We start from the raw sequence: 21,451 nt of genomic DNA, 5'->3' as shown, positions 1-21,451 counted from the left end.
CATGAACAGCGCCATCACGCCGCCGATCACGAAGAACGCGAACGACGTCACCAGATACAGCGTGCCGATGGTCTTGTGGTCCGTGGTCGTCAGCCACTTCACCACGACGTTGCCGGGCTGCTTGCGCCGTACCGGCAGCTCGTTCTCGTACGAGTCCTCCGCTGCCGAGGCACCCTGGGGTTCGTTGAGGATGCTCACAGGTTGTTCGTCTCCCGGTTCTTCTCGTGGCTCGTCTGAGCGATGCCCGCGGGAACGTAACCGGTCTGCCCCTTCTTCGCGAGGTCCTGGAGGTGCTGCTCGTAGCGCTCCGGGGAGACGACCTTGACGTTGAACAGCATCCGGGAGTGGTCCACGCCGCACAGCTCGGCGCACTTGCCCAGGAAGGTCCCCTCCTTGTTGGGGGTGACCTCGAAGGCGTTGGTGTGGCCCGGAATCACGTCCTGCTTCATGAGGAACGGCACCACCCAGAAGGAGTGGATGACGTCACGCGAGGTCAGGACGAAGCGGACCGTCTTGCCCTTGGGGAGCCAGAGGGTCGGGCCCGGGTTGTTGGTCTGCGGGTTCCGCGTGCCGGGGACACCGCAGTCGTAGACACCGCCGGCGTTGGCCGGGAAGTCCTCGACGAACCGGTCCGGGATGCCGGCCAGTTCCTTGGAGGTCTTGGCGTCGCCGGTGGAGCCCGGGACGCTCTCGATGTGGTTGAAGCACCAGCTCCACTGGAAGCCGACCACGTTGACCGTGAGGTCGGGCTTCTTGTTGAGGCTCATGAGATCGGACTCGTCACGAGCGGTGAAGTAGAACAGCACCGAGACGATGACGAGCGGAACCATGGTGTACAGCGCCTCGATGGGCAGGTTGTACCTGGTCTGCGGAGGGACCTCGACCTTGGTGCGGCTGCGCCGGTGGAAGAAGACACTCCACAGGATCAGGCCCCACACCAGCACGCCGGTGGCCAGCGCGGCAGCCCAGGAGCCCTGCCACAGGGAGAGGATCCGCGGAGCCTCTTCCGTGGTTGGGGTGGGCATGCCGAGGCGGGGGAAGTCCTCGTATGTGCAACCGGTGGCGGTCGCCAGGACCAGGCCCGCGGTCAGTGCCTGCAGCAGCTTCCGCCGCATCGGGCGCCGCGGCGAGCGGTCGGAGCCGTTGGGACTCACGTAGCGCCTTCCCGAGAGTCTCGCCCGCGCGGTTGGCTGCGGCCTGCCTTCTCGCTGGTCGGTCGCCGCCCTGCGTCGGGCAGGGGTTTGATGTTTATGCGGACCAAACCCTAGCCGACGCCCTCCGGGGGGTCGCGGGGAGGGTGGCATACGCGCCGGGGGTCACTCTTTAAGGGTGGGACGGGGGCCTACGGGGGTGGGGCCCGGGGTTGTTCGGCGGCTGACGGTGTGTCGTGGTTGCTCGCGCCGTTCACCGCGCCCCTTCGGGGCGCTTCTCCGCCCCGCGTCATAGCGTTGGCCTGTGGCCTACTTCGACGCTGCTTCCGCTGCTCCTCTTCATCCCGTTGCCCGGCAGGCGCTGTTGGCGTCTCTCGACGAGGGGTGGGCCGATCCTGCTCGGCTGTACCGGGAGGGGCGGCGGGCGCGGTTGCTGCTGGATGCCGCTCGGGAGGCGGCGGCCGATGCCGTGGGGTGCCGGCCCGACGAGCTGGTGTTCACCCCTTCGGGGACGCGGGCGGTGCATTCGGGGGTGGCGGGGGCGCTGGCCGGGCGACGGCGCGTCGGACGCCACCTGATCGTGTCAGCGGTCGAACACTCCTCTGTACTGCACGCGGCCGAGGCGCACGAGGCGGCCGACGGCGGGAGTGTCACGCAGGTGGCCGTCGGCCGGACCGGCGCGGTGGACCCGGCGGCGTACGCGGCGGCGCTGCGCGAGGACACGGCGCTGGCGTGTCTGCAGTCGGCCAACCACGAGGTGGGCACCGTGCAGCCGGTGGCCGAGGTGGCGGAGGTCTGCCGGGCGGCGGGGGTGCCGCTGCTGGTGGACGCGGCGCAGTCCCTGGGCTGGGGGCGGGTCGAGGGCGACTGGTCGCTGCTCACGGGCAGTGCCCACAAGTGGGGCGGGCCCTCGGGCGTGGGGCTGCTCGCCGTGCGCAAGGGGGTGCGGTTCGCGTCGCAAGGGCCCGGGGACGAGCGGGAGTCGGGGCGGGCGCCCGGGTTCGAGAACCTGCCCGCGATCGTGGCCGCGGCGGCGTCGCTGCGGGCGGTGCGGGCCGAGGCCGCGGCGGAGGCGGCCAGGCTGCGGGAGCTGACGGAGCGGATCCGGGCCCGGGTGCGGGCCCAGGTGCCGGACGTGGAGGTGGTCGGCGACCCGGCGCGGCGGCTGCCCGGGATCGTCACCTTCTCGTGTCTCTATGTCGACGGGGAGACTCTGCTGCACGAACTGGACCGTGCCGGTTTCTCCGTGTCGTCCGGATCGTCCTGCACGAGCAGCACCCTGACGCCGAGCCACGTCCTCAAGGCGATGGGGGTGCTCAGCGAGGGCAACGTCCGGGTGTCGCTGCCGCCGGGGACCGCGGCCGAGGACGTCGAACGGTTCCTCGACGTGCTGCCGGGCACGGTGGCCGCGGTGCGCGAGAAGCTCGGGGCGCCGGCCGCGACGGAGAACGCCCGCACGGCCGGCCCCGGCCTCGTCGTGGACGCGCTGGGCCGGCGCTGCCCCGTTCCGGTGATCGAACTGGCCAAGGTCATCGACGACGTCCCCGTCGGCGGCACCGTGCGCGTCCTCTCGGACGACGAGGCGGCCCGCCTCGACATCCCGGCGTGGTGCGAGATGCGGGGGCAGGAGTACGTGGGCGAGGAGAAGGCGGACAAGGGAACGGCCTACCTGGTCCGCCGGATCAGGTAGGCACGCCAGGGGCGCGGGGAACTGCGCGAACAACCACGGCGCACCCGCACACGGCACCGCACATCAAGGGGCGTCCCCGTAGTCGCCCCCTTCGCTTCAGCCCAGGTGCGCCTGCACCTCCGTCGCGGCCTCGTCCCCGTACGCCTTCGTGAACCGCTCCATGAAGTGCCCGCGCCGCAACTGGTACTCCTGCGTGCCCACCGTCTCGATGACGAGCGTCGCCAGCATGCAGCCCACCTGCGCCGCCCGCTCCAGCGGCACGCCCCAGGCCAGCCCGGAGAGGAACCCCGCGCGGAAGGCGTCGCCGACGCCCGTGGGGTCGGCCTTGCGCTCCTCGTCGGGGACGCCGACCTCGATGGTCTCCTCGCCGGCCCGCTCGATGCGCACGCCCCGCGCGCCGAGGGTCGTGACGCGGTGGCCGACGCGGCCGAGGATCTCCTCGTCCGTCCAGCCGGTCTTGGTCTCGATGAGCCCCTTCTCGTACTCGTTGGAGAAGAGGTAGGTCGCCCCGTCCAGCAGTATCCGGATCTCGTCGCCGTTCATCCGGGCGATCTGCTGGGAGAAGTCGGCGGCGAAGGGGATGGACCTGCTCCGGCACTCCTCGGTGTGCCGGAGCATCGCCTCCGGGTCGTCGGCACCGATGGAGACCAGGTCGAGGCCGCCCACGCGGTCGGCGACGGTCTTCAGCTCGATGAGGCGGGCCTCGCTCATCGCGCCCGTGTAGAAGGAGCCGATCTGGTTGTGGTCGGCGTCGGTGGTGCACACGAAACGGGCGGTGTGCAGGGTCTCGGAGATGCGGACCGATTCGGTGTCGACGCCGTGCCGGTCCAGCCAGGCCCGGTACTCGTCGAAGTCCGCGCCGGCCGCGCCGACGAGGATCGGCCGGGTGCCGAGCTGACCCATGCCGAAGGCGATGTTCGCGGCGACCCCGCCCCGGCGTACGTCGAGCTGGTCGACCAGGAAGGAGAGCGAGACCGTGTGCAGTTGGTCCGCGACGAGCTGGTCGGAGAAGCGGCCGGGGAAGGTCATGAGGTGGTCGGTGGCGATGGAGCCGGTGACTGCGATGCGCACGGCGTGGACTCTCTCCTGAGGGGAGGCGGGTTGACGGTTCACGCTACCCGGGCCGGCGGCCAGGCTGAAGCAGGCAAAACTACCCGGTAGTACCACTTTCTCCGCATGCCGGGACGTGCCTACGGTTCTGTTATGACGAACCTGAGGACCGCCGACCCCGCTCCGGCCGACCTGGACGGCGACCTGGAGTCGCTGCGCGGCGACTGCGCCCGGATGACCCGGCGTTGGTCGGCGCCCGCCGAGGCCACCGCCCGGCCGGTGCCGGTCGCCCTCATCCACGGCGTCCGGGTGCCGCCGGCGTCGGCCCGGCTGCTGGAGGCGATGTCGGACTACGGCGACTGAGCGCCCGGGTCGGCTCGGCAGCCGTTCGGGTCGGTTCAGGGGGCCGTTCGGGCGACCTCGGGCGTCACCGGGAACCGGATCCCGGCCCGCCGCGTCCCATCGCTGTCCCCAGCAACAGCCGAAGGAGCGATGCGGTGAACACCGAGCGACCCGACAACGACGACGTCGACGCCGCCGACGAGGCCGGCACCGGGCGTCCCGCGCGACGGCGGCCCCGGGCGGTCGCGGTCGCGTCGGTCGCCGCCGCCGTGCTGGTCATGGGGGGCGGCGGCGCCTACCTGGCCACGTCCGCCGCCGGGGACGACACGGACGGCGGTACGGCTTCCGGCGCCTCCGGGCCCTCCGGCCCCGCCGGCGGCGGCACTCCCCCGCCGCTCTCCCTCGACGACTACGCCGGGACGCCGTCCGAGGGCGGCGCGCCCGGCATCGCGCCCGGCGAGCCCGACCCGTCCGGCGTCACCTACCGTGCCGCCGGGCCGCTCCCCGACGGCCCCGGCTCGGCGCCCGTGTACCGGGCCGACGGCGGCGTCACCGAGGCCGAGGTGGCGCGGCTGGCCCGGGCGCTGGGTCTGGAGGGCACGCCCCGGGTCCAGGGCGGGGCGTGGAAGGTCGGCAACGCCAAGGACGGTTCCGGGCCGCTCCTCACGGTGGACCGGCAGGCGCCGGGCACCTGGACCTTCCACCGCTACACACCCCGCACGGACAACTGCAGGAAGGGCGCCGAGTGCAAGGCCGCGCCGGCCGACGGGAGCCCGGTGGGCGAGGCGGCCGCGAGGAAGGCGGCGGCGCCGGTGCTGAAGGCGCTGGGCCAGGACGACGCCAAGGTGGACGCGGGCCAGGTCATGGGCGCCCGCCGGGCCGTGAACGCGGCGCCGGAGGTGGGCGGGCTGCCGACGTACGGCTGGACGACCGGGATCGTGGTCGACGCGTGGGGCGAGGTGGTCGGCGGCAGCGGCCGGGTGAAGACGCCGGTCGAGGGGGACACGTATCCGGTCCAGGGTGCGGAGCAGACGCTGGCGCGGCTGAACGCGCCGGGCGCGGGAGCCGGGACCGGGCGCACCGGGGGCATCGGCGGCTGCGCGAGCCCCGTACCGCACCGGGACGGGGCGGACGTGCCCTGCGCGCCGCCGACCGGCGCGTCGGACACGCCCGGGACGGACGGGAAGCGGACCGCCACGGTGGAGGACGCCGTGTTCGGGCTGGCCGCGCATCCGGTGCGGGGACGGCAGACGCTGGTGCCGTCCTGGCTGTTCGAGGTGCGGACGCCGGGCACGGACGACACGGTGACGGTCACCTACCCGGCGGTCGACCCCGCGTACCTGACGACGGCCCCGCCCGCCTCCCCCGCCCCCTCCGGCGGGCCGGACGCGAAGCCCGGGGAGCCGCGGAACGTGCGGGTGAGCGGTTACACGGCCGAGGGCGACGAGCTGACCGTGCACTTCACCGGCGGGGTGTGCTCCGACTACGACGCGAAGGCGCGGGAGAGCGGCGGGAAGGTGACCGTCGAGGTGACCGAGACCCCGCATCCGGACAAGGTCTGCATCCTGATCGCCAAGGAGTACGAGCGGACGGTGCGGCTCGACAGGCCGCTCGGCGACCGGACGGTCGTGGGGCCGGACGGCGAGAACGTCCCGCTGCACAAGCCGGGCGCGCGGCTGCCGGCTCCGTCCGGGGCCCGGTGACGCCGGCTACGGACCAGGAAACGGAGAAGGGCGGTGGCCCGGGGACGAACCCGGGCCACCGCCCTTCTCGCGCTCGGCGCCGCGCGGCGCCCGGCTCCTCAGCTGAAGGAGTCGCCGCAGGCGCAGGAACCCGTCGCGTTCGGGTTGTCGATCGTGAAGCCCTGCTTCTCGATCGTGTCCACGAAGTCGATGGTGGCGCCGCCGAGGTAGGGGGCGCTCATGCGGTCGGTGGTGACCTTGACGCCGCCGAAGTCCTTCACCACGTCACCGTCGAGCGAGCGCTCGTCGAAGAAGAGCTGGTAACGCAGGCCGGAGCAGCCGCCGGGCTGGACGGCGACGCGCAGGGCCAGGTCGTCGCGGCCTTCCTGGTCGAGCAGGGCCTTGACCTTGGCCGCGGCGGCGTCGGTCAGGATGATGCCGTCGGTGACGGTGGTGGTCTCGTCCGATACGGACATCTACATCTCTCCCGGGTTGTACGGAGACTGCTTGCCGACGGTGTCAACCGGCGGAGCCGCGGATTCATTCCGGGCGGGGCCGAGTCTTTGCCTCGGTGTCCCCTTCATGCTCGCACACGCGACCGCCGGCGGTCAGGGGCCGGGGACGGCGGCCGGGGCGACGGGCCCGGACGGGCGGCTCGGGGCGCCGGGATTCACGTCACACCGACACTATGGGCATCGTCAAAGTGACGTGAACCGGATATGATATATAGCGTCAGTTCGACGAAAAGGGTCGACCGAAAAGTAGAAAGGGTGCGTGTCGTGACCACCGCCCAGCCCCAGGAGCTCGACGTTCAGCCGACGCCCCTCGCCCTGCTGCTGCTCGGCCGCGAGGCCGACCCGAGGAGCGAGCGGGGCGTGGAGTGCCCCGGCGACCTGCCCTCGCCCTCGGACCCGGACCTGGTCGCACGCGCCCGTGCGGCCAAGGAGAAGCTCGGCGACAAGGTCTTCGTGCTCGGTCACCACTACCAGCGCGACGAGGTCATCCAGTTCGCCGACGTCACGGGCGACTCCTTCAAGCTGGCCCGGGACGCGGCGGCGCGCCCCGAGGCCGAGTACATCGTCTTCTGCGGTGTGCACTTCATGGCGGAGTCGGCCGACATCCTGACCTCGGACGACCAGAAGGTGGTCCTGCCCGACCTGGCGGCCGGCTGTTCCATGGCGGACATGGCCACCGCCGAGCAGGTCGCCGAGTGCTGGGACGTGCTGACCGAGGCCGGGATCGCCGAGCAGGTCGTGCCCGTGTCGTACATGAACTCCTCCGCGGACATCAAGGCGTTCACCGGCAGGCACGGCGGCACCATCTGCACCTCCTCCAACGCCGAGCGCGCCCTGAACTGGGCGTTCGAGCAGGGGGAGAAGGTCCTCTTCCTGCCCGACCAGCACCTGGGCCGCAACACCGCGGTGCGGGACCTGGGCATGTCGCCGGCGGACTGCGTCGTCTACAACCCGCACCGGCCCAACGGCGGGCTGACGACGGAGGAACTGCGCGCCGCGAAGATGATCCTGTGGCGCGGGCACTGCTCGGTGCACGGCCGCTTCAGCCTCGACTCGGTCGAGGACGTACGCGAGCGCATACCGGGCGTCAACGTCCTGGTGCACCCCGAGTGCAGGCACGAGGTCGTGGCGGCGGCGGACTACGTCGGCTCGACCGAGTACATCATCAAGGCCCTGGAGGCGGCCCCGGCCGGTTCCAAGTGGGCCATCGGCACCGAGCTGAACCTCGTCCGCCGCCTGGCGAACCGTTTCGCCTCCGAGGGCAAGGAGATCGTCTTCCTCGACAAGACGGTCTGCTTCTGCTCGACCATGAACCGCATCGACCTGCCGCACCTGGTCTGGGCCCTGGAGTCGCTGGCGGAGGGCACCCTGGTCAACCGCATCGAGGTCGACAAGGAGACCGAGGCCTTCGCGAAGCTGGCCCTGGAGCGGATGCTGGCGCTGCCGTAAAGGGCGCCGACGGGCGTCCCGCCCACCCGCGGCGGCTCGAACGGCTCGAACGGCTGGGGCCCTGCCCGACACACACGAGGTGGTCGGGCAGGGCCCCAGCCGTTTCGGGGTGCCTCAGACCTTCGCCGGCTCCGGCTCGTCCGACGCTTCCGTCCGCGGCGGTACGCCGCCGCCCTTCTTCGCCGCCCGCTTCTTCGCGCGCCGCTCCTTGCGGAGCTCCAGCATCGCGTAGAGGGTCGGGACCAGGAGCAGGGTCAGCAGGGTCGACGTGATCAGGCCGCCGATGACGACCACCGCGAGCGGCTGGGCGATGAAGCCGCCCTCGCCGGTGACGCCGAGCGCCATCGGGAGGAGGGCGAAGATCGTCGCCAGGGCCGTCATGAGGATGGGACGCAGCCGGTGGCGGCCGCCCTCGACGACGGCCTCGACGACGCCGTAGCCCTGCTTGCGGTACTGGTTGATCAGGTCGATCAGCACGATGGCGTTGGTGACCACGATGCCGATCAGCATCAGCATGCCGATCATCGCCGGGACGCCCATCGGGGTGCCCGTGGCGATCAGCAGGCCGATCGCGCCGGTCGCCGCGAACGGGATGGACACCAGCAGGATCAGCGGCTGGGCCAGCGACCGGAAGGTGCCGACCAGCAGCATGAACACGATGGCGATCGCCGCGAGCATGGCCAGGCCCAGGTTGACGAAGGCCTCGTCCTGGTCCGCCGTGACGCCGCCGATCTCGGCCGTGGCACCGGCCGGCAGGTCCAGGCCGTCGATCTTCGACTGGAGGTCCGCGCCGACCGCGCCGGTGTTGTCGCCGGTCGGCTTGGCGGTGATGGTCGCCGAACGCTGGCCGTCGATGCGGGTCATCGAGACCGGGCCGTCCACCAGTTGCACGGTGGCGATGTCGCCCAGCTTCACCGCGCCCAGGTTCAGGGCCTTCAGCTCGGCCATCGTGGTGGCGGGCTGCGCCGACTTGATGACGACGTCGCGCTCGGTGTCGTCCAGCGTCGCCTTGGCCGCCGGGGTGCCGCGCACCGCCTGGGCGACGGCCGCGCCGAGGGTCTGGTCGGTGAAGCCGGCCTCGGCGGCCTTCGCGTTGGCCTTGACCGAGATGCGCGGCACGCTCTGCGCCAGGTCGCTGGTGACGTCGGTGACGTCGTCGAGGCCGGCGACCGCCTTGCGGACCTGCTCGGACGCCTCACGGAGCACCTGGGCGTCGGCCGCCTTCACGATGACGCTGAGGTCCTGGCTGCCGAAGCCGTCGCCGCCGGCGACCGTGGTGGTGCCGATGCCGTCGAGCTTGGCCAGCCCGTCCTCGATGTGGTCCTGGACGTCCTCGTACGAGGCGGAGTCCTCCAGCATGACCTGGTAGGAGGCCTGGTTGGTGTCCGTGCCGCCGCCGAAGGCGGCCAGGAAGCCGGACGAGCCGACGGTGACCTGGAAGTCCTTGACGCCCTCGGTGTCGCCGAGCAGCTTCTCGACCTTCTTGGCCTGCTCGTCGGTCGAGGCGAGGCTGGTGCCGGGCTTCAGCTCCTGCTTGATGCTGAGGACCTCCTGCTCGCCCTGGTCGAAGAAGTTGGTCTTCAGCAGCGGCGCCATGCCGAAGGTGCCGACCAGCACGGCGACCGCGATGGCCACGCTCACCAGGCGGCGGCGGGTGGCGAAGCGCAGGACGGGGACGTAGAAACGCTGCAGGCGGCTCTTGGCCTCCTTCTCCTCGGCGATGCGGCGGGCCTCGGCCGCGTCCTCCGGGGTGTTCTTCGGGGGCCGCAGGAACCAGTACGACAGGACCGGGACGACCGTCAGCGACACCAGCAGGGACGCCAGCAGGGCCGCGGTGACGGTGAGGCTGAAGGAGCCGAACAGCTCGCCGACAACGCCGCCGACCAGCCCGATCGGCAGGAACACGGCGACCGTGGTGAGCGTCGACGAGGTGACCGCGCCGGCGACCTCGCGGACGGCGCCCAGGATGGCGTCCTTGCGCTCCTCGCCGTAGCCGAGGTGGCGCTTGATGTTCTCCAGGACCACGATCGAGTCGTCGACGACGCGGCCGATGGCGATGGTCAGCGCGCCCAGCGTCAGCACGTTGAGCGACAGGTCGCGCGTCCACAGGACGATCAGCGCCAGCACCACCGACAGCGGGATGGAGACCGCGGTGACCAGGGTGGAGCGGACCGACGCCAGGAAGACCAGGATGACCAGCACGGCGAAGAGCAGGCCGAGCCCGCCCTCCGTGGTCAGGCCGGAGATGGCCTTGGAGACCGCCGGGCCCTGGTCGCTGACGACGGTGAGGGCGGTACCGGAGCCGAGCTGCTCGCGCAGCTCGGGGAGCTTGTCCTCGACGGCGTTCGAAATGGCGACCGCGCTGCCGTCGTGGTCCATCGTCACGGCCACCGCGAGGGACGGCTTGCCGTTGGTGCGGGTGAGGGAGTCGGCCTTGGCCTCCTCCTGCTCGACGGTGGCGACGTCGCCCAGGCGCACCGGCTTGTCGACGCCCTCACCGGTGACCATGAGGTCCTGGATCTGCTTCACGGAGGTGAAGCCGCCGCCGACCTGGACGGTGCGGTTGGCGCCCGCCTCGTCGAAGGAACCGGCCGGGACGGTCGCGCCGCCCGCCTGGAGGGACTGGGCCAGCGCCTGCGGGCTCACCTTGGCGGCGGCCAGCTTCGCCGGGTCGGGCGTGACGGTGACCTGGACGTCGCGCACACCGTCGACCACGACCTGGGCGACGCCGTCGATGCCCTTCAGCTCGGAGACGACCGTCTTGTCGAGCTGGTCGGCCAGCGCCTGCTGGTCCTTGTCCGAGGTGACGGCGAGGACGACGGTCGGGATGTCGTCCGTCGAACCGGAGATGACCTGCGGGTCCACGGTGTCCGGGAGCTGGGCACGGGCCCGGTTCACGGCCTGCTGGACGTCGGCGACGAGCTGCTGGGTGTTCGGGCCGTAGTCGAAGGACGCCAGGATCAGGGCGTTGCCCTCACTGGCCGTCGAGGTGACGCCCGAGATGCCGTCGACGGCTTCGAGGCTGTCCTCGATCGGCTCGACGACCTGCTTCTCGACCACGTCGGGCGAGGCACCCTGGTACGGGGCCAGCACCGACACCACGGGCAGTTCGATGGTGGGCAGCAACTGCTGCTTGAGCTGGGGTATCGCGATCGCCCCGAAGACGAGCGCGACGATCGACATCAGCCCGATCAGGGCCCGTTGCGCGAGGCTGAATCTCGACAGCCAGGACATGGGTCAGGGTCTCTCTTCTGTGGCCGAGCAGGGACGGGGCACATGGCAGCGCCGGGCGCGGGCGGCACACGAAAGCGCCCACCCCAACACCCTGCGCCATGCCGAACCCCTCATCCCTAGGCCCCAGGTCCATTTCCTTATCCGGCGCCTACTCCCTCCGCAGTACGCGCGGGCCGGGGTCACTCCACCCTTGGACGTACCAGCCCGGATTCGTAGGCGATGACGACCAGTTGGGCGCGGTCCCGGGCGCCCAGCTTGGCCATGGCCCGGTTGACGTGGGTCTTCACGGTGAGCGGGCTGACCTGGAGCCGCTCGGCGATCTCGTCGTTGGAGTGCCCGCCGGCCACCTGGACCAGCACCTCGCGCTCCCGTCCGGTCAGCGACCCGAGACGCTCGGCGCGCGCGGGGTCGAGGTCCTCCCCGGCGGTGTCCTGCTGGGCGAGGAAGCGGGCGATCAGGCCCTTGGTGGCGGCCGGCGACAGCAGCGCCTCGCCGTCGGCCGCGACGCGGATCGCGCTGAGCAGTTCGTCGGGCTCCGAGCCCTTGCCGAGGAAGCCGGAGGCGCCGGCCCGCAGCGACTGCACCACGTAGTCGTCGACCTCGAAGGTGGTCAGTATGACCACGCGGACATGGGCGAGGGACGGGTCGGCGCTGATCATGCGGGTGGCGGCGAGCCCGTCCGTGCCGGGCATCCGGATGTCCATCAGCACCACGTCGGGCCGGCGTTCGGCGGCCAGCCGGGCCGCCTCCGCGCCGTCGGACGCCTCCCCCACCACCTCCATGTCGGGCTCGGAGTCGACCAGCACCCTGAAGGCACTGCGCAGCAGCGCCTGGTCGTCGGCGAGCAGGACACGGATCGTCATACGGGGTCCCTGGTGGCGTCGTTGGCGGCGTCGGTGCGGTTCCTGACCGGAAGGATCGCATGCACGCGGAAACCGCCCCCGTAGCGGGGACCGGTGGTGAGGCTGCCGCGCACGGCGGTGACGCGTTCGCGCATGCCGAGCAGACCGTGCCCGCCGCCCCCTGCGGGAGCGTCGGGGACCTCGCCTTCGCCGGTGCCGTCGTCGAGCACGGTCACCTCGATGTCCGTCCCGACCCGTACGACGCTGACCTCGGCCTTCGCCTGCCGCCCCGCGTGCTTCTGCACGTTGGTCAGCGCCTCCTGGATGATGCGGTACGCGGCCAGGTCGACGGCGGCGGGCAGCTCGGTGCCCTGGTCGGTGCGGGCGACCTCGACCCGCAGTCCGGCGTGGCGGAAGGTGCCGACGAGTTCGTCGAGGCGGGCGAGGCCCGGCGCGGGCTCCGTGGGTGCCTCCGGGTCGCCGGACTGGCGGAGCAGGCCGACGGTGGCCCGCAGCTCGTCCAGCGCGGAGCGGCTGGCCGCCCGTACGTGGGCGAGCGCCTCCTTGGCCTGGTCGGGCCGTCGGTCCATGACGTGCGAGGCGACCCCGGCCTGCACGTTGACCAGGGCGATGTGGTGGGCGACGACGTCGTGCAGGTCACGGGCGATGCGCAGCCGCTCCTCGGCGACGCGGCGGCGCGCCTCCTCCTCGCGGGTGCGTTCGGCCTTCTCCGCCCGGTCCCGGATGGCCTGCACGAAGGCCCGGCGGCTGCGGACGGCGTCCCCCGCGGTGGCGCCGATGCCGGTCCAGGCGAAGACGGCGAGGTTCTCCTGCGCGTACCAGGGCAGCGGCCCGGCCAGCATGGCGGCGCCGGTGAGCACGGTCATGGTGAGCAGGCCGACCCGCCAGGTGGTGGGGCGGTCGGTGGAGGCGGCGACGGTGTAGAGGGCGACGACGGCGGACATGACGACCGGGGCGCGCGGGTCGCCGGTGACGCTCTCGACGACGGAGACGCAGCCGGTGACGACCAGGACCGTCATCGGCTCCCGGCGGCGGAAGGAGAGCGCGGCGGCGCCGACGGTCATGAGGGCGAGACTGAGCGCGTCGGGGGTACGCAGGCCCCAGCTCACGCCCTCGGGACCGTGCGGGTCCACGAAGGAGCCGGCGACCATGCAGATCAGGACGCCCACGGCGAGGGCGGCGTCCATGGTGGAGGGGTGGGCGCCGAGGAGGCAGCGGGCTCTCGCGAGGGTGCTCACGCTTTTTTACGGTAGCCGGAGCGGAGGTCTCCCGTGAGCGAGTCCGCGTGCCGCGGGCCCGGGGATGCCGTTTGGCTCATGCCGGGGTCACGGGATCCGGCACGCGCATCTGCGGCGTTGCGGGCCCAGGGGTGCCGTTTGGCTCATGCCGGGGTCGCGGGGTCGGCATGCACATCTGCGGCGTTGTCGCCGGTTGCCGGGGCTCCGCCCTGTCGCCCTCCTCCGCCGTGCAGCCGCACGCGCCAGACCCGCTCGGGCCGGTCCACGGGGCACCGTCGCCCGGAGCCGGCCCGGTCCGAACGACACCCCCTCGGCCGGGCCGCGAACACCGGCCACCCGCGTCGAGAGGGCAGGCGCCGGAGGCCGCCGGACGGCCGGCGGCGCCCCGCCCGGGGCCGGGGAGACACCTGGCCCGGGAGCGAGGAGGCACCGGCCCTCACGTACCGCCCGGAATGAGCCCGTCGTCGCTCAGGAGTTCCCGGACCTCCTCCAGGGTGGCGTCCGGGGACGGCAGGATGAGGTCCGAGGGCTCGAGACTGTCGTCGGGGAGCGGCTCGCCCAGTTCGCGGACCTTGGCCAGGAGGGCCTGGAGGGTCGCGCGGAAGCCGGGGCCGTCGCCGTTCTCCATCTCGGCCAGGAGTTCGTCGTCCAGCTCGTTGAGCTGCGTGAGCCGGCCGTCGGCCAGTCTCAGCTGTCCCTCCCCCATGATCCGTACGATCATGTCGGCCCTCCTAGGCGTGGGCTACTGCTTGTCGAAGCGCGGGGTGTCCTGCGGCTGCTGCTGGGACTGCGAGGAGCTCTGGCCCTGACCCTGGCCGCCCTCGATGGCCTGGCGGTCGGAGCTGCTGCCCCCGGCCAGCTCGGCCTTCATGCGCTGCAGTTCCAGCTCTACATCCGTACCACCGGAGAGCCGGTCCAGCTCGGCCTGGATGTCGTCCTTGTGCATGCCGGACTGGTCGTCGAGGGCGCCGGAGGCGAGCAGCTCGTCGATGGCGCCGGCCCGGGCCTGGAGCTGGGCGGTCTTGTCCTCGGCCCGCTGGATGGCCAGGCCGACGTCGCCCATCTCCTCGGAGATGCCGGAGAACGCCTCGCCGATGCGGGTCTGCGCCTGGGCCGCCGTGTAGGTGGCCTTGATGGTCTCCTTCTTCGTGCGGAAGGCGTCCACCTTGGCCTGGAGGCGTTGAGCCGCGAGGGTGAGCTTCTCCTCCTCGCCCTGCAGCGTGGAGTGCTGGGTCTCCAGGTCGGTGACCTGCTGCTGGAGCGCGGCGCGCCGGGAGAGCGCCTCGCGGGCCAGGTCCTCGCGGCCCAGCGCGAGCGCCTTGCGGCCCTGGTCCTCCAGCTTGCCCGACTGGGACTGGAGCTGGTTGAGCTGGAGCTCCAGGCGCTTGCGGCTGGTGGCCACGTCGGCGACGCCGCGGCGCACCTTCTGCAGCAGCTCCAGCTGTTTCTGGTACGAGTAATCGAGGGTCTCGCGCGGGTCCTCGGCCCGGTCAAGGGCCTTGTTGGCCTTCGCGCGGAAGATCATCCCCATACGCTTCATGACACCGCTCATGGGCTTCGCGCGCCCCCTTCTGACCGACTCCAGCTCCAGCGACTGCAACAGAACCCACAGTACGGGCCCTACCTCCATTACCGCACTGTTCGGGGACGGATGCGCTCATCCCCAAGGACGACTGTGCGTGTTCCCCGTCCGGCGCAGGGAGTAGGTGCTTCCCGGGGTTGTCCGGAAATTCCCGGTGTCCGGGTCCCTGCCCACCGACCGCTCCGTACTTCCGCTCTGTCCCCTTACAGACGTCCGGCGTTGCCGGATCGTTCCCCACCGGGCTGGGGTCCACACCCCGGCACCCCGTACCCTTGGGTTTTGTGTTCCGTAGCCGTGCCAAGGATGAGAAGGCCCAGAGCGCCGTCAGTGCGCCGGTGACCGACTCCAAGCAGCCCCGTGACCCGCAGGCCCCCAAGGGCAGGCCCACGCCGAAGCGCAGTGTGGCCCAGTCCCAGCGCCGCAGCGTCGCCAATACGCCGATGACGCGCAAGGACGCCGCCAAGCGGCAGCGCGAGGAGCGGCGGATCGCGATGGCGCGGCAGCGCGAGGCGCTCGCCAAGGGCGACGAGCGGTACCTGCCCGCCCGCGACAAGGGCCCGGTCCGCAGGTTCGCGCGCGACTTCATCGACTCGCGGTTCAACATCGCGGAGTACTTCCTGCCGATGGCCGTGGTCATCCTCGTGCTGAGCATGATCCGGGTGCCCGCGCTGCAGAACATCGCACTGCTGCTGTGGCTGGTCGTGATCGTGCTGATCGTGCTGGACTCGATCGTCACCGGCTTCCGCCTGAAGAAGCGGCTCGCCGAGCGCTTCCCGGACGACCGCAGGCGCGGCGCGGTTGCCTACGCGCTGATGCGTTCGCTCCAGATGCGCCGCCTCCGGCTGCCGAAGCCCCAGGTCAAGCGCGGGGAGCGGCCCTGAGCACGACGCCGTTCGCCGGGGACGCGGCCGAGGCCTGGACGGCGGGGCTGTCCGGGCTTCGCAACGTCGTACGGCAGGAGATGGTGGCCCGGCAACTGGACGAGCAGATAGCCGGGCGTTTTGCCGTGGGCAGGCGGCTGCGCGTGCTCGACGTCGGGATGGGCCAGGGCACCCAGGCGCTGCGGCTGGCCCGGGCCGGGCACCAGGTGACCGGCGTGGAGCGGGACCCCACGATGATCGCCGTCGCGCGCGAGGCGCTGGCCGGTCAGCCGGAGGGCATCCGGGAGCGGATGCGGATCGTGGAGGGCGACGGCCGGGACACCGGCGTGCACTTCCTGCCGGGCAGCTTCGACGTGGTGCTGTGCCACGGAGTGCTGATGTACGTCGAGGAGCCCGACCCGCTGCTCGCGGGGCTGGCGCGGATGCTGGCGCCCGGCGGCCTGCTGTCGCTGGTGGTGCGCAACGGCGACGCGCTCGCGCTGCGGCCGGGTCTGCACGGCGACTGGGCGGGCGCGCTGGCCGCCTTCGACACCACCGGCTACCGCAACCGCCTGGGCCTCGACGTCCGCGCGGACCGGCTGTCGACGCTGACGGCGAAGCTCGCGGGCATCGGCGCCCCGCTGCACACCTGGTACGGCGTGCGGGTCTTCACGGACACGGCCCCCGACGGCACCGCGCCGCCCGACGACCTCGAAACCCTGCTGGCCGCCGAGGAGCGGGCCGGCCGGACCGACCCCTACCGCTCGGTGGCGGCACTGCTCCACCTGTGCGGGGTGCGCGGCTGACGGGCTCGGTCCGGGTCTCGCCCGTCCGGGTGTTCACGAGGGGCCGGTCGCCCTCGGCGCGGTGAGACTCGGGGCATGGACACTTCCCGCGCCCGACTGCCCCGGCTGCTCGCTCCGCTCGCCGTCCTGACCTGCTCCCTGCTGCTGCTCGGCGGCTGTTCCGACGCCGGTCCGGGGACCGGCCGGGCCCAGGGCAGCGCACGGGAGGGCGACACGGCGCGGGCCGCGGCGCCGCGCGCGGCCGGCGACCTGCAGGCCGACTACGAACGGGTGATCAAGGACGTACTGCCGTCGGTGGTGCAGATCCAGGCGGGCGACTCGCTGGGGTCGGGGGTCGTGTACGACGACAAGGGCCATGTCGTGACCAACGCGCACGTCGTCGGGAAGAGCAAGTCCTTCCGCGTGACGACGGCCCGCAACGAGGGCGTGCTGGGCGCGAGGCTCGTCTCCTCCTACCCGGAGCAGGACCTGGCCGTGATCAAGCTGGACCGGGTGCCCGACGGGACGAAGGCGGCCCGCTTCGGGGATTCCGCGAAGGTCGAGGTCGGGCAGATCGTGCTCGCGATGGGGTCGCCGCTCGGCCTGTCCTCCAGCGTGACGCAGGGCATCGTGTCGGCGACGGGGCGGACGGTCACGGAGGGCAGCAGCGGGGGCGGCACGGGCGCGACCATCGCCAACATGGTGCAGACGTCGGCGGCCATCAACCCCGGCAACAGCGGGGGCGCCCTGGTGAACCTGGACGGGCAGGTGATCGGCATCCCGACGCTGGCGGCGACCGACCCCGGCCTCGGCGACAGCGCGGCGCCCGGCATCGGGTTCGCGATCCCGGCGTCGATGGTGACGACGGTGGCCGGTCAGATCGTCAAGGACGGCAAGGTCACCGACTCGGGCCGGGCCGCACTGGGCATCACCGCCCGTACGGTCGTCGACTCGACGTACCAGCCGGCCGGGGTGGCCGTCGTCGAGGTGCGCAAGGGCGGGCCCGCCGCCGACGCGGGACTGCGCGCCGGGGACGTCGTCGTGCGGCTCGGGGACACCGACATCACGACCATCACCTCGCTGTCCGAGGCCCTGGCGTCGATGCGGCCGGGCGACCGGACGAAGGTGACCTACACCCGCGACGGCACCGAGCACACCGCCGAGGTGACGCTGGGCGAGCAGTGACGGCGGGCAAGCCGCCCCCGCCCGCCCCGGGGCCCCGGCCCCCGCGTCAGGCCTCGGCCTCCGCCTCCGCCTCCGCCTCCTCGGCGTGCAGGCTCATCGGGCCGTAGATCTCCGTGGCGTCCTCGAAGAGCCGCACCTGGTCGGCGCCGCCCGCCCGGAGGTCCTTCCAGTACTCCCCGATCCAGGACTCGGCGTCCCCCTGCGTGGTGAACTCCTCGGGCTGCACCGCGGGCTGGACCTCCGTCCCGCCGGCCGTCTCGAACCGCCACGTCCATGCCGCCATGTACGCCTCCCAGATGTGAGCCCATGCAGAGCGGAAGCCGGATTCCTGGTCCGGCCCCCGCCCGCAGCCTATGCGTTCGAGCGGGCCCTTCGTAGAAGGTCCCGGACGCGCGGGGTGCCCTCGTGCGGGGGCTCGGGCGCGCACGTCACGGGGCGACCGGCGAAAATCGGTGCGTGGACGTGACTCTGCTCGGCACCGGTGCCCCCGCGGGACTGCCCCGCCCCGACTGTCCCTGCGCGGCCTGTGCCGTGGCGCAGGGCGAGGACACGCGCGCGGCGACCGCGTTGCTGGTGGACGGGGCGCTGCTGCTCGACCTGACGCCGGGCGCCGCGTTCGCTGCGGCCCGGGCCGGGCATTCCCTGGCCGGCGTACGGCAGGTGCTGCTCTCGCACCCGCACGACGGTCCCGCCGTGGAGGTGCCGGCGGGGCTGCCGCAGCCGGGCCGGGTGCCGGACGGGCGGGAGCTGGCGCTGCTGACCGGGCACCGGGTGCGGGCGGTGGCGCTGGACGCGCCGGGCACCGGGTACGCGGTGACGGGACCGGACGGCGGACGGCTGCTGTACGTGCCGCCGGGCGGCGCCCCGGCCGGTCTGGAGGCGCCCGCCGAGCCCTACGACCTCGTCCTCGCGGACGTGGTGGGGCGGCCCGACGCGCTGGCGAGGCTGCGGGCGGCGGGCGCGGCGGGCCCGACGACGGACGTCGTCGCCGTCCACCTGGACCACGACGTGCCGCCCGGCCGGGAACTGGCCCGGCGGCTCGCGGCGGCCGGCGCGCGGGCGGTGCCGGACGGCACGACGCTGGCGGTGGGCTCGTACGAGGACGTGCCGGACGTGCCGCGGCGCACCCTCGTGCTGGGCGGCGCCCGGTCGGGCAAGTCGGTGGAGGCGGAACGCCGCCTCGAGTCCTTCCCCGACGTCCTCTACGTCGCCACCGGCGGCTCCCGGGCCGGCGACGCCGAATGGGCGGCCCGGGTCGGCGCGCACCGGGAACGCCGCCCCGGTTCGTGGCGGACCGCCGAGACCTGCGACCTGGTCCCCCTGCTGAAGGACGAGGGCCCGCCCCTCCTGATCGACTGCCTGTCCCTGTGGCTGACGGACGCGATGGACGCGGTCGGGGCGTGGGACGACGCGGAGTGGGCCGACGGCGGCGAACGGGCGCTCCGGGACCGGGTGCGGGAGCTGACCCAGGCGGTCCGCGCCACCCGCCGCACGCTGGTGGCGGTGTCGAACGAGGTCGGCTCGGGCATCGTCCCGGCCACCGCGTCCGGCCGCCGCTACCGCGACGAACTCGGCCGCCTGAACGCGGCGTTCGCCGCCGAGTGCGAGCAGGTGCTGCTCGTCGTGGCGGGCCAGGCCCTGGTGCTACGCGACTGAGGCGTCCTTGCGGGCGATGACGCGCTGCGCGCGGGCCCCGGTGAGCACGGTGCAGCCCTGGGCCACCAGTTCGGCGTTCAGCCCCACGGGGTGGACGGGGAAGAGCCGGCGCGGGTCGGCCACGTCGACGAGGAGGTGCCCGCCGGGCCGCAGTACCCGCAGGGCGCCCCGCAGTTCGGCGCGCGGGTCGGCGACCTGCTCCAGGTACTGGACGAGGCTGACGACGTCGTAGCGCTCCCGCAGCCGGGCCTCGATGTGAGGGTCCGTCAGCCGCCCGACGAACGCCTCCTCCACCCGCTCGGCCTCGCGGGCCCGCAGCACGCGGGGGGTGGGGTCGAGACCGTCGAAGGAGGTGTACGGGAAGTACGCCCGGGCGGCCGACGGGAAGTCGGCGTCCCCGGTGCCGACGTCCAGCCAGCTCTCGGGGTCGGGACGGCGGCGGAGCATCGCGCGGGCGGCCAGTGCGTGCCTGAACCGGACACCGGCCCGGAGGACGGAGTTCCGCGCGGCGGGCGTGAGCGGCGGGTTGCGGAAGACGTGCCGGCAGTCCGCGCACCGTTCGACCGGCGAACGGCGGGGCGCGCCCTGGCGCGGCCCGTCACCGCGCAGCCGGGCACGCAGCCGCCGCGAGCCGCACCAGGGGCAGTCCTGGCGGTACGGCCCGTACGGCGGGAGGGGAGGCACCGAGGGGGCGGAGGGTCCGGACACGGGCGGCTCCCGACACGAGACGAGGGCGTACGGGGGACGTACGCGGGACCTACGACAATCCAGTCAAAACGTTACGTAGGTGATCGCGCTCCGGGGTGCAACGACGCAGCCCGGGCGTGCTGCCCACGGGCCTTCCTCCTCGTTCGGGCGGGGCCGGTACTGTTCGGCGAATGAGCTCGCTGAATCTCGACGACTTCACCGACCTGATCGAGCGCCCCGACAGCGGGGTCCGCCGCGACGCGGAGGCGCGCCGGGAGCGTCAGGCCGTCCCGCCCGGAACCCTGGGCCGCCTGGACGACCTGGGCGAGTGGCTGGCGGCGGCGCAGTCCGCCGTACCGGTACGGCCCGTCGTACGGCCCCGGGTGGTGCTGTTCGCCGGTGACCACAAGGTCGCCGAGCTGGACGTCTCGGCGCGGCCCGCGGGCGGCGCCGGCGAGCTGGTGCGCGAGGTGCTGGCGGGCAACCGGCCGGTGTCGGTGCTCGCCCGGCGTCTGGACGTGCCCGTGCGCGTCGTCGACATGGCCCTGGACTGCGACCCGGAGTCCCTGCCGGCCGAGGTGGCCGGGCACCGGGTGCGGCGTGGCAGCGGGCGCATCGACGTCGAGGACGCCCTGACGCCGGAAGAGGCGGAGGCCGCCTTCCGGGCCGGGATGGCGGTGGCCGACGAGGAGGCCGACTCGGGCACGGACCTGGTGGTGCTCGGCGACCTGAGCGTGGGCGGTACGACGGCGGCGGGCGTCCTGGTCGCGGCGCTGTGCGGGACGGACGCGTCGGTCGTCACCGGCCGGGGCGGGCTGCCGATCGACGACCTGGCCTGGATGCGCAAGTGTGCGGCGATCCGCGACGCGTTGCGGCGCGCGCGGCCGGTCCTCGGCGACCAGTTGCAGCTCCTCGCCACCGTCGGCGGCGCGGACCTCACCGCCATGACGGGCTTCCTGCTGCAGAGCGCGGTGCGGAAGACGCCGGTGATCCTGGACGGAGTCGTGACGGCCGCGTGTGCGCTGGTCGGGCAGCGGGTCGCGTTCCGGGCGCCGGACTGGTGGCTGGCCTCGCACGACAGCGGGGAGCCGGGGCAGGCGAAGGCGCTGGACCGGATGGCTCTGGAGCCTCTGCTGACGCAGGGCGTGAAGGTGGGCGAGGGGCTGGGCGGACTGCTGGCCCTGCCCCTGGTCCAGGCGGCGGCGTCGCTGGCGGCGGAGCTGCCGGAGGTCTCCGACGGGAGCGAGTGAACGCCGGTCCGGGTGAACGGGGTTCAGTGAACCGGGGGTTCCCCGGTTGCCCCGGGGGGTGCGCGGGCACGGGGTCGCGAGCCCGGCGCCGGTGGGGTGCCGGTGCGGGGCGGGGAGAGCGCGGCCCGGCGTTGCGGGGTGCCGCTGCGCCCACCCGTGCCGCCCCAGCGGCACGACTGCCCGCAGCTAGGGGGCGACGGCCGGCAGTCGCGTACGGCGCGAAGGGGTCGTG

General features: G+C 73.0%; 19 protein-coding genes and 1 pseudogene. 9 read left to right on the top strand and 11 right to left on the bottom strand.

Annotated elements, in window-relative coordinates:
* Both IG88_RS0135785 and coxB read right to left on the bottom strand, forming a co-directional pair.
* Positions 1 to 198, bottom strand: a pseudogene (locus tag IG88_RS0135785) (cytochrome ubiquinol oxidase subunit I); the annotation flags it as partial.
* A complete protein-coding gene (gene coxB, locus IG88_RS0135780) occupies positions 195 to 1,154 on the bottom strand; it encodes a cytochrome c oxidase subunit II (protein WP_031050446.1) in 960 nt (319 codons plus the stop codon). The gene coxB and the pseudogene IG88_RS0135785, both read right to left, overlap by 4 nt.
* Positions 1,155 to 1,455: 301 nt before the next feature.
* Between coxB and IG88_RS0135775 the strand changes: the two genes are divergently transcribed.
* On the top strand, positions 1,456 to 2,841 hold the full coding sequence (locus IG88_RS0135775) for a cysteine desulfurase/sulfurtransferase TusA family protein (RefSeq protein WP_031050444.1): 1,386 nt from the start codon (positions 1,456 to 1,458) through the stop codon (positions 2,839 to 2,841).
* A 96-nt stretch (positions 2,842 to 2,937) separates the two neighbouring features.
* On the opposite strand, the gene IG88_RS0135770 is transcribed toward IG88_RS0135775, so the two are convergent.
* Positions 2,938 to 3,912 (bottom strand): carbohydrate kinase family protein, encoded by a 975-nt coding sequence (locus IG88_RS0135770; RefSeq protein ID WP_031050442.1) that lies wholly within the window; start codon positions 3,910 to 3,912, stop codon positions 2,938 to 2,940.
* Positions 3,913 to 4,044: 132 nt separating this feature from the next.
* On the opposite strand from IG88_RS0135770, the gene IG88_RS0135765 reads away from it, so the two are divergent.
* The gene (locus IG88_RS0135765; RefSeq protein ID WP_031050438.1) at positions 4,045 to 4,254 is read left to right on the top strand and encodes a hypothetical protein; all 210 of its coding nucleotides are present in this window, start codon (positions 4,045 to 4,047) and stop codon (positions 4,252 to 4,254) included.
* A 134-nt stretch (positions 4,255 to 4,388) separates the two neighbouring features.
* On the top strand, positions 4,389 to 5,936 hold the full coding sequence (locus tag IG88_RS0135760; RefSeq protein ID WP_031050435.1) for a hypothetical protein: 1,548 nt from the start codon (positions 4,389 to 4,391) through the stop codon (positions 5,934 to 5,936).
* Between the two features lie 98 nt (positions 5,937 to 6,034).
* On the opposite strand, the gene IG88_RS0135755 is transcribed toward IG88_RS0135760, so the two are convergent.
* The gene (locus IG88_RS0135755) at positions 6,035 to 6,391 is read right to left on the bottom strand and encodes an iron-sulfur cluster assembly accessory protein (RefSeq protein ID WP_030405042.1); all 357 of its coding nucleotides are present in this window, start codon (positions 6,389 to 6,391) and stop codon (positions 6,035 to 6,037) included.
* Between the two features lie 303 nt (positions 6,392 to 6,694).
* Between IG88_RS0135755 and nadA the strand changes: the two genes are divergently transcribed.
* Entirely contained in the window at positions 6,695 to 7,879 is a 1,185-nt protein-coding gene (gene nadA / locus IG88_RS0135750) for a quinolinate synthase NadA (RefSeq protein ID WP_031050433.1), read from the top strand.
* A 114-nt stretch (positions 7,880 to 7,993) separates the two neighbouring features.
* Here nadA and IG88_RS0135745 read toward each other — a convergent pair whose 3' ends face one another.
* The 5 genes from IG88_RS0135745 to IG88_RS0135725 form a co-directional block, all read right to left on the bottom strand.
* Positions 7,994 to 11,113: an efflux RND transporter permease subunit gene (locus tag IG88_RS0135745; RefSeq protein WP_031050431.1), complete on the bottom strand. Its 3,120-nt coding sequence runs from the start codon at positions 11,111 to 11,113 to the stop codon at positions 7,994 to 7,996.
* 179 nt (positions 11,114 to 11,292) lie between these two features.
* On the bottom strand, positions 11,293 to 11,976 hold the full coding sequence (locus IG88_RS0135740; protein WP_031050429.1) for a response regulator: 684 nt from the start codon (positions 11,974 to 11,976) through the stop codon (positions 11,293 to 11,295).
* A complete protein-coding gene (locus IG88_RS0135735) occupies positions 11,973 to 13,214 on the bottom strand; it encodes a sensor histidine kinase (protein WP_031050426.1) in 1,242 nt (413 codons plus the stop codon). Before IG88_RS0135735 ends, IG88_RS0135740 begins: the two co-directional genes overlap by 4 nt.
* 436 nt (positions 13,215 to 13,650) lie before the next feature.
* The gene (gene pspAA, locus IG88_RS0135730; RefSeq protein WP_031050423.1) at positions 13,651 to 13,935 is read right to left on the bottom strand and encodes a PspA-associated protein PspAA; all 285 of its coding nucleotides are present in this window, start codon (positions 13,933 to 13,935) and stop codon (positions 13,651 to 13,653) included.
* 21 nt (positions 13,936 to 13,956) lie between these two features.
* Complete coding sequence (locus IG88_RS0135725; protein WP_267884680.1) at positions 13,957 to 14,754, bottom strand: PspA/IM30 family protein; 798 nt, start codon at positions 14,752 to 14,754, stop codon at positions 13,957 to 13,959.
* Between the two features lie 284 nt (positions 14,755 to 15,038).
* Between IG88_RS0135725 and IG88_RS0135720 the strand changes: the two genes are divergently transcribed.
* The 3 genes from IG88_RS0135720 to IG88_RS0135710 all read left to right on the top strand — a co-directional run bounded on the left by IG88_RS0135720 (position 15,039) and on the right by IG88_RS0135710 (position 17,626).
* Complete coding sequence (locus IG88_RS0135720; protein ID WP_063760673.1) at positions 15,039 to 15,677, top strand: DUF3043 domain-containing protein; 639 nt, start codon at positions 15,039 to 15,041, stop codon at positions 15,675 to 15,677.
* Between the two features lie 83 nt (positions 15,678 to 15,760).
* Positions 15,761 to 16,462 carry a class I SAM-dependent methyltransferase gene (locus tag IG88_RS0135715; protein ID WP_031050414.1) on the top strand — a complete coding sequence of 234 codons (702 nt, stop codon included), beginning with the start codon at positions 15,761 to 15,763 and terminating at the stop codon, positions 16,460 to 16,462.
* Positions 16,463 to 16,537: 75 nt separating this feature from the next.
* Positions 16,538 to 17,626, top strand: a complete 1,089-nt coding sequence (locus tag IG88_RS0135710) for a S1C family serine protease (RefSeq protein WP_031050412.1) — start codon at positions 16,538 to 16,540, stop codon at positions 17,624 to 17,626.
* A 46-nt stretch (positions 17,627 to 17,672) separates the two neighbouring features.
* Here the strand turns inward: IG88_RS0135710 and IG88_RS0135705 are convergent, their stop codons facing one another.
* Entirely contained in the window at positions 17,673 to 17,909 is a 237-nt protein-coding gene (locus tag IG88_RS0135705; RefSeq protein ID WP_031050409.1) for a hypothetical protein, read from the bottom strand.
* A 173-nt stretch (positions 17,910 to 18,082) separates the two neighbouring features.
* Here IG88_RS0135705 and IG88_RS0135700 point away from each other — a divergent pair, with 173 nt between their 5' ends.
* Positions 18,083 to 19,282 carry a bifunctional adenosylcobinamide kinase/adenosylcobinamide-phosphate guanylyltransferase gene (locus tag IG88_RS0135700; protein WP_031050407.1) on the top strand — a complete coding sequence of 400 codons (1,200 nt, stop codon included), beginning with the start codon at positions 18,083 to 18,085 and terminating at the stop codon, positions 19,280 to 19,282.
* Here IG88_RS0135700 and IG88_RS0135695 read toward each other — a convergent pair.
* Positions 19,271 to 19,990: a class I SAM-dependent methyltransferase gene (locus tag IG88_RS0135695; protein WP_037837399.1), complete on the bottom strand. Its 720-nt coding sequence runs from the start codon at positions 19,988 to 19,990 to the stop codon at positions 19,271 to 19,273. The genes IG88_RS0135700 and IG88_RS0135695 overlap by 12 nt on opposite strands.
* 170 nt (positions 19,991 to 20,160) lie before the next feature.
* Between IG88_RS0135695 and cobT the strand changes: the two genes are divergently transcribed.
* Positions 20,161 to 21,219: a nicotinate-nucleotide--dimethylbenzimidazole phosphoribosyltransferase gene (cobT, locus tag IG88_RS0135690; RefSeq protein WP_031050403.1), complete on the top strand. Its 1,059-nt coding sequence runs from the start codon at positions 20,161 to 20,163 to the stop codon at positions 21,217 to 21,219.
* Positions 21,220 to 21,451 lie beyond the last annotated feature (232 nt).

Source organism: Streptomyces sp. NRRL F-5650, from assembly GCF_000721365.1.
Taxonomy (GTDB): Bacteria; Actinomycetota; Actinomycetes; order Streptomycetales; family Streptomycetaceae; genus Streptomyces; species Streptomyces ardesiacus.
The sequence above is the reverse complement of the archived record's forward strand: the minus strand, read 5'-3'. Positions and strand labels throughout refer to the sequence as shown.

Coding starts and splice junctions, on each gene's coding strand:
- IG88_RS0135765 (WP_031050438.1), top strand. CDS start 4,045: ATGACGAACCTGAGGACCGCCGACCCCGCTCCGGCCGACCTGGACGGC.
- IG88_RS0135755 (WP_030405042.1), bottom strand. CDS start 6,391: ATGTCCGTATCGGACGAGACCACCACCGTCACCGACGGCATCATCCTG.
- IG88_RS0135745 (WP_031050431.1), bottom strand. CDS start 11,113: ATGTCCTGGCTGTCGAGATTCAGCCTCGCGCAACGGGCCCTGATCGGG.
- IG88_RS0135740 (WP_031050429.1), bottom strand. CDS start 11,976: ATGACGATCCGTGTCCTGCTCGCCGACGACCAGGCGCTGCTGCGCAGT.
- pspAA (WP_031050423.1), bottom strand. CDS start 13,935: ATGATCGTACGGATCATGGGGGAGGGACAGCTGAGACTGGCCGACGGC.
- IG88_RS0135725 (WP_267884680.1), bottom strand. CDS start 14,754: ATGAAGCGTATGGGGATGATCTTCCGCGCGAAGGCCAACAAGGCCCTT.
- IG88_RS0135710 (WP_031050412.1), top strand. CDS start 16,538: ATGGACACTTCCCGCGCCCGACTGCCCCGGCTGCTCGCTCCGCTCGCC.
- IG88_RS0135705 (WP_031050409.1), bottom strand. CDS start 17,909: ATGGCGGCATGGACGTGGCGGTTCGAGACGGCCGGCGGGACGGAGGTC.
- cobT (WP_031050403.1), top strand. CDS start 20,161: ATGAGCTCGCTGAATCTCGACGACTTCACCGACCTGATCGAGCGCCCC.